Source organism: Sphingomonas sp. 179-I 2A4 NHS (assembly GCF_045369135.1).
GTDB lineage: Bacteria > Pseudomonadota > Alphaproteobacteria > Sphingomonadales > Sphingomonadaceae > Sphingomonas.
The window spans coordinates 1-4719 of sequence record NZ_JBIQFL010000033.1 but is presented as its reverse complement, the minus strand read 5'-3'; the positions used below and the strand labels follow the sequence as shown (position 1 = coordinate 4719).

The 4719-nt window shown below is 67.2% G+C and carries 3 protein-coding genes; 1 reads left to right on the top strand and 2 read right to left on the bottom strand.

Features of this window, described 5'->3' with window-relative positions; genetic code table 11:
* Window positions 1-147 precede the first annotated feature (147 nt).
* Window positions 148-972: a hypothetical protein gene (locus ACH0CP_RS18885; RefSeq protein WP_126014483.1), complete on the bottom strand. Its 825-nt coding sequence runs from the start codon at window positions 970-972 to the stop codon at window positions 148-150.
* A gap of 20 nt (window positions 973-992) precedes the next feature.
* Entirely contained in the window at window positions 993-1574 is a 582-nt protein-coding gene (locus ACH0CP_RS18880; RefSeq protein WP_007406331.1) for a recombinase family protein, read from the bottom strand.
* Between the two features lie 164 nt (window positions 1575-1738).
* Here ACH0CP_RS18880 and ACH0CP_RS18875 point away from each other — a divergent pair, with 164 nt between their 5' ends.
* Window positions 1739-4705 carry a Tn3 family transposase gene (locus ACH0CP_RS18875; RefSeq protein ID WP_406893941.1) on the top strand — a complete coding sequence of 989 codons (2967 nt, stop codon included), beginning with the start codon at window positions 1739-1741 and terminating at the stop codon, window positions 4703-4705.
* Window positions 4706-4719 lie beyond the last annotated feature (14 nt).

Here is a 4719-nt window from a genome sequence, read left to right as displayed (position 1 = left end):
GGGGGCACCTCAAGGTTTGTCATATGGACAGCGGCAGTCGGAACAAATGGTCAACAAAGGCCTGAGCGTTGCCGCAAAGTATATTAAGTTTCGTGGGTTTGTGAGGTTGGACGAGTTGGAAGTTACCGGATCACCTCTCGTGATGTTTCACCCGCGGAGCTCGTAGTAGACGATCTGCCATCCATTCTTGGGACCGCGCCACTGGGTGATCTGAAAGCTATGGGCTTGTGCAGACCCGTCCAGGACGCGGCTACTCCACCGTAGCGTTTCATCGTAACTGCTTCCGGACGATAACGCACCCGCTATGCGCCGAATGGGCAGCTTGGCGGGGAGCCTGCGGATGCGTCGGCCATCGTTGCCGACAAAGATAACGTCTTCGGCCACGCTTCGTCTTGGAACAGCCAACCAGTCGACCTGTTTGCCGGCCTGCTCCTGTCGCAAAACAGACGCGATCTCTTTCGCATCGCTAACGGCTTGGATTTGGAGCTGTTCATTGGTGAGTTTTGCCGAGCACTCAGGTTCGATCGCTTGTAAACTTTCTGCCGCTAATGCCTTCGATCCATCCCGACGATAGTCGTCGATTTCCCAGCGCCACCCCTCAGCACTGTTCCGCCAAAGCGTCTTATATGATCCAACTCGATTTCCGCCATCGTACAGCCCGCCGATAACAACTGCCGACCCGCTCGGATCACAGGACGGAAAGACAAGTTCGGGTCTGCGCTCGGCATGGCTCTCGACACTCATCATTGTGAGCCACCACCTTCGGCTACTCTCGGCTGCTTGCAACATGCTGGCCACAGATGGAGAGCGCGCGGTTTCGGGCGCATGTTGTATTGGCCAGGGGTCGCTTTGTGGACCGAAACTGCGTGCCGCTGCCTGACGGCCACTGGCAAGTACAGCTTCCGAGTAGGCCCGCTCCGCCTCCAGCGCGGAATTCGGCGAACTTGCCGCTAGTAGAAGCGCGAAGATCATGGCGAAATCCTACTCCTCAATCAACGTGTCGAGCGATGTACGGGCATCTGCGCCGGATGGTTGAGCGCCCGATAGAGCGTGGCATGATGACACTTCAGCAGCTTCGCCGCTTCGCGCACCGATGTGCCTTCGCCGACGAGACGCTGTCCGAGCGCGATCTGGTCCGGAGTGAGCTTGGGCTTACGCCCGAACTTCACGCCGCGCGCCATGGCTGCCGCGCGGCCGGAACTGGTACGCTGGTGGATCAGCTCGCGCTCGAACTCCGCGATGCCGGCGAACACGGTGAGCACCATGCGTCCCGCAGGCGTGGTCGTGTCGGCCCAGGGCTCGGCGAGCGAGCGCAGCCCCGCTCCCGCCTCGTTCAGCTTCTCGGCGATGTCGAGCAGGTCGCGCGTCGACCGCGCTAGGCGATCGAGCCGGGTGACCACAACCACGTCGTCGTCGCGCAGCTGCTCCAGCATCCGGTCGAGTTCCGGTCGGGCGCGCTTGGCGCCGGACACCTTCTCCTCGAATGTCCGCCGGCATCCGGCCGCCTTCAGTGCCGTCTTTTGAAGCGTGAGATCCTGATCGTCGGTAGATACGCGCGCATAGCCGAGGAGCATGTCGCAGATGTGCATTGGAACACGGCTGATTAGCAACAGACATTTGCGACAGCGTCCGCCCTCGTGGCGTGACCGGTCAGAGCCGCTGTCGCGAAACTTGAGAGTTACGCGACACCTCGCACGTGTCGGCCATAAACTATACGCTCCCGGACAGGGGGTGATCGATGGCCAGACGCGATCTGTTAACGGGCAACGAACGCCGCGCGTTGTTCGGCGTGCCCCTCGACCATGCCTCGCTCGCCAAGCATTACACGGTTGCCGATGAGGACCGGCCACTGATCGAAGCGAAGCGCGGCGACGCCAACCGGCTCGGCTTCGCGCTGCACCTCGCCCTGCTGCGTCATCCCGGCTTCGGCATACGCCACGACGATGTCGTCCCCGATTTTCTGATCCGGCACCTGGCCGCGCAACTCGACATCGCGCCCACAGCGTTCGAGGGCTACGCGCATCGCGCCCAGACCCGGCTCGAACACGCCTGGGAGGCGATGGAGCGTTTGCGCCTGCGCGCGTTCGAGGCGGCCGACGTCCCCGGCGCGCTCGGCGCAGCCACCCGCGCGGCGGAAGCGACCGAACGGGGCAAGCCGATCGCCGCGGCAGTGCTGGGCCATTTGCGTGCTGCCCGGATCGTTCTGCCCGCGCCCGCCCGTATCGAGCGGATCGGGGTGGCGGGGCGCGCCATGGCGCGCCGCCTCGCGGCCGACACGCTGGTCGATGCGCTTGCTCCGGAGCAGGTGACGGGGCTGGATGCGTTGCTGATCGTGGACCAGGATCGCAGCACGACGCCGCTCGCGTGGCTGCGCGACACGTCGGACAGCCCGACCGCGCGCAATCTCGCCGGCATTCTCGCCCGGCTCGCGCACGTGCGCCGGCTCGGGCTCGACCCGGGCATGGCCGGCCGCATCCACGAGCACCGCTTCGAGCAGCTCGTGCGCGAAGGCCACGTCGCGCCCGCGTTCCTCCTGTCCGACTACTCGCTCCGCAGAAGGCGCGCGACACTCGCCGCAGCCGTCATCGACCTGGAAGCGCGGCTCGCGGACGCCGCGATCGAGATGTTCGGCAAGCAGACCGGCCTCCTGTTCGCCAGGGCCAGGGCCGCGCAGAAGCGCGGCATCGAGGCGACCACACGCGACGTGAACCGGCTCATGCGGCTGCTGGGCGCCACGGTCGGCGCACTCCGGGTCGCGCGCGAGGACGGGTTGGACGTCTGGGCGGCGCTCGACGACGGGGTGGGCTGGACGAGGCTTCTGGACGCCGAGAGCGAGGCGACCGCGATCGCCGACCTGACTCGCGACGAGCCGCTGATCCGCGCGGCGGGGCGCTACATGACGATGCGGCGCTACGCGCCCGCGTTTTTTGACGCGTTCCGGTTCAAGGCGGCAGGCTCGCGCGACGGCGTGCTCGGCGCGATCAAGGTCGTGCGCGCGCTGAACGCGACCGGGCGGCGAGACGTACCGGCCGATGCGCCCATGCCGTTTTCCAGAAAATGGAAGGCGGCGATCACCGAGGGCGGCGTCATCGACCGCCGTCGCTACGAAACCGCCACGGTCGCGACCGTGCGCGAGCGGCTCCAATCGGGCGACCTGTGGGTGGAGGGTACGCGCGAACACCTGCGCTTCGACAGCTATATGCTCCCGCCCGGCAAAGCGGCCGAGATCGCGCTCACGCTGCCGTTCGACACCGACGTCGGCCGCTACTTGGAGGGGCGCGCCAGGCTGCTCGACTGGCGGTTGCGCCGGTTCGCAGGCTCGCTGAAGCGCGGCACGCTCGACGGCGTGGAGCTGCGGGGCGGTAACCTCAGGGTCAGCCCGCTCGCGGCCGTAACGCCCGCTGCGGCCGACAGGCTGGACGCGGCCGTCGACCGGCTCATGCCCCGCGTGCGCATCACCGAGCTGCTCGCCGAGGTGGAAGCCCGCACCGGGTTCCTGTGCGCATTTCCGGAACTGCGCTCGGGCCGCGCCCACTCCAACCCGCAGGCCGTGCTCGCCGCGATCCTGGCAGACGCGACGAACCTCGGCATCGAGCGCATGGCCAACGCCAGCCAGGGCGTCACCTACGCCCAGCTCGCCTGGACGCATGGCTGGTACGTATCGGAAGAGAATTACGCGGCAGGGCTGCGCCATCTGGTGGACGCGCAAGCCGCGCTGCCGCTCACGCGCGTGTGGGGCGACGGCACCGCGTCGAGCTCGGACGGGCAGTTCTTCCGCTCGGGCAGGCGGGGCGCGGCCGGCAGCACCAACGCGCGCTACGACCGGGAGCCGGGGCAGAAGATCTACGCCCATGTCGCCGATACCTACGCGCCCTACCATGTCCGGCTGATCTCGGCGACCGCGGCGGAGGCGCCCTATGTGCTGGACGGGCTGGTCGCGCACGGCTGCGGCATCGAACCCGCGACCCACTATGCCGATACGGGCGGCGCGTCCGACCACGTGTTCGCGCTCGCGCACCTACTCGGCTTCCGGTTCGTGCCCCGCCTGCGCGATCTAGCCGATCGCCGGCTCGGCCTGTTCCCGGGCACGGCCCGCCCCGAGGCGCTCGCGAAGCTGATCGGGCGCCCGTTCAACATCGCTGCCATCCGCGAAAGCTGGGACGAGATCGTCCGGCTCGCCGCGTCCGTGAAGGCCGGCGTGGTGCTACCGTCGGTCATGCTGAAGAAGCTGGCCGCGTACCGTCGCCAGAACCGGCTCGACTTCGCGCTCCAGGAGCTGGGCCGGATCGAGCGCACCCTGTTCACGCTCGACTGGCTAGAATCCAGGGCGCTCCGCCAGCAGTGTCAGGCTGGGCTCAACAAGGGCGAGGCGCGTCACACGCTCGCCCAAGCCGTGTTCGTCCACAAACAGGGCCGCCTGCGCGATCCGCAGTTCGAGAACCAGGCGCTGAAAGCGTCCGGGCTGACGCTGGTCACCGCCGCGATCGTGTACTGGAACACGCTTTACATGGGCCGCGCCGTCGAGCATCTGCGCGCCAGCGGCGAGCCCGCGCCCGACGAGCTGCTCGCCCATGTAGCCCCGCTAGGCTGGCGACACATCAGCCTGACCGGCGATTACCTCTGGCAAAACGCCGCTGCCGAGCTCGATCAAGACGGCTACCGCGCACTCAACATCGCCGGCGGACCCGGAGCCAAGGTGGCCTGAGCCGCCCTGTTCGC